Source organism: Corallococcus praedator, assembly GCF_003612125.1.
In the GTDB taxonomy this organism is placed as follows: domain Bacteria; phylum Myxococcota; class Myxococcia; order Myxococcales; family Myxococcaceae; genus Corallococcus; species Corallococcus praedator.
Genome location: NZ_RAWI01000703.1, coordinates 1 through 2,175, shown reverse-complemented (window position 1 = coordinate 2,175; position 2,175 = coordinate 1). Strand labels below are relative to the sequence as shown.

Annotated in this window: 2 protein-coding genes; both read right to left on the bottom strand. The window is 70.3% G+C overall.

Features of this window, described 5'->3' with window-relative positions; all coding sequences use genetic code 11:
• Positions 1-1,394 (bottom strand): TolC family protein (locus D7Y13_RS41030; RefSeq protein ID WP_233596048.1); only part of this gene is annotated, 1,394 nt, incomplete at its 3' end.
• A 161-nt stretch (positions 1,395-1,555) separates the two neighbouring features.
• Positions 1,556-2,175: methyltransferase family protein (locus D7Y13_RS41025; RefSeq protein ID WP_147452633.1), on the bottom strand; the 620-nt coding region annotated here is incomplete at its 5' end.

The following is a 2,175-nucleotide window of genomic DNA, read 5'->3' as shown; positions in this document are numbered from 1 at the left end:
GAAGGGGGAAGGGGAGAGGGAGGAGGGGCCGCGGGCGCGGTGCCTTTCGGAAGGCGTCCGCCCACGAGGCGTTCCAGGTCGGCGCGGGTCGTCCAGTAGTCGCGGACGGTCTCCAGGTAGGCGCGCCAGGCCTCCACCTGTTCGCGGCGGGCGATGAGGAGCGCGGGCAGGCCGATCTGCATCGCGTTGTATTGGCGCTGCGACTCCTCGACGATGGTGGCGCGCAGCGGGAGCACGGCCTTCTGGTAGCGCTCCGCCATGTTCCGGAGCGTCATCAGCCGGGCCCTGGCGGCGCGCACCTCCGAGCGGGCGTTCACGGACAGCTCCGTCAGCCGGTCCTCGCCCTGGCGGTATTGCGCTTCCAGCCGTGCGATGAGCGCCTGTCGCTGATCGAAGATGGGCAGCTCCAGTGACAGCGTGGGGCCGAAGAGGCGCGGGCCGTTCGCGTCGCGGTGCGTGTGCACGCCCACCTCCACGCGGCCGAAGAAGCGCGTGCTGCGTGCCAGCTCCAGCGCGTTCCACAACAGCGAGGCCTGCTTGCGGGCCGCGTCGATGTCCAGCCGCTGTCGGATGGCGAGCGTCTCCAGGTGCTCCAGCGGTGCCTCCGACACGGGCACCTCTGGCAGCTTCTCCGACAGCGTCCATTGTACCCGTGCGCCGAACAGGCCCATCAGCCGGTTGAGGTGCTCGCGCGCTTCGAACAGCGCCAGCTCATCCTGGGCGAGGTCCAACCGGGCCTGCTCCAGCGAGGCCTGCTCGGTGGCGAGCACGAGCGCCGTGACGTTGCCCGCGGTGCGCTGGCGGTCCGCGAGCTCCGCCGCCGCGTCGGCGGCCTGGAACACCTCGCGGCGCAGGGCGACGAGCTGCTGGCGGGCCTGGACCTCGGTGAATGTCTGGCGGACCTCCGCGGTGGTGGCCAGGGCTTCATGCGCCACGCGCAGCGTGTCCGCCATGAACTGCTCCTTCGCCACCCGCTTGCGCAGGGGCAGCGTGAAGAGGTCCACGAAGCCCTGGACGATGGAGAACTCGGTTTCGGTGACGCCGTCGGAGGACAGCGGGAAGCCGATGCTCCCGCTGAAGGACGGGTTGGTCAGCAGCCCGGCCTGCACCATGTCCGCCTGGGAGACGCCCAGCTCCTCGTAGGTGCCCTGGAGGGCCGGGTTGTTGAGCAGGGCCACCTCGACCGCGCGGTCCGAGGTGAGGGCCTGCGCGAGCAGGGCGTTCAGGTGCTGTTGCACCTGCGCGTCCTCCGGCGTGCCCTGGTTCCAGCGTGTCTTCAGGCCCGTGCGCTCCTCCACGAGCGTCGCCACCTCCGAGTGTCCGCGCTCCTTGCGCACGGAGGCGCAGCCGCCCAGGAGGAAGACCGCGAGGAGGCAGGGGTATTTCCAGTGCACACGAGACCTCGGAGGGGGCATGCCCGTACGGCAAGCCAGGATGCTGGCCACGGATGAGCAAGGGATGGGCCAGGACGTTGGTGACCGCAACCCCACGGAACGACAGGGTCTGAAGGCACACGCTCCCACCCCCTCACGGGGTGGAGGTGTGACCGTGGACGTCACACTGTGACGCCCGTGGCCGTGGGGGATCCCAGGCGTCCCACGCCCGGCACGAAGCGGCCCACGCGCTGCGCATAGCGTGCGTAGTCAGCGCCGTGCAGGCGAAGCAGGTGGTCTTCCTCCAGCCGCACCTGGAGCGAGACGAGCAGCACGTAGTCGAGCCAGCCCATCACGGTCCAGGCGCTCGGCGTCGCGAGCATCACGCCTGTCAGCACGGTGAGCATGCCGGTGAAGATGGGATTGCGCACGATGCCGAACAGGCCTCCCGTCACCAGCTCCGTGCGTTCGGAGTCGATGCCGATGCGCCACGAGGTGCCCATCTCCAGTTGGGCGCGCACCGTGACGAAGAAGCCCACGACGACCAGCGCCCAGCCGCTCCACCGGACGGAGGCGGGGACCTGCCAGAGGCCCAGTGCCTGCTCACCGAGCGCGAGGTGCGCTCCACTCCAGAGCACGATGGCGAGCATGAACAGCGCCATGCCCACGCCGATGACGCGCTGGAGCGGCGGTCCTGAGCGGTGCAGCACCAGCGCGGGTCGACCGGTGCGCCGGCGCAGTCGCATGGAGGGAAGGACCATGGCGAAGAGCAGGAAGGCCAGGGTGGTGAGGGGCAGGGCGG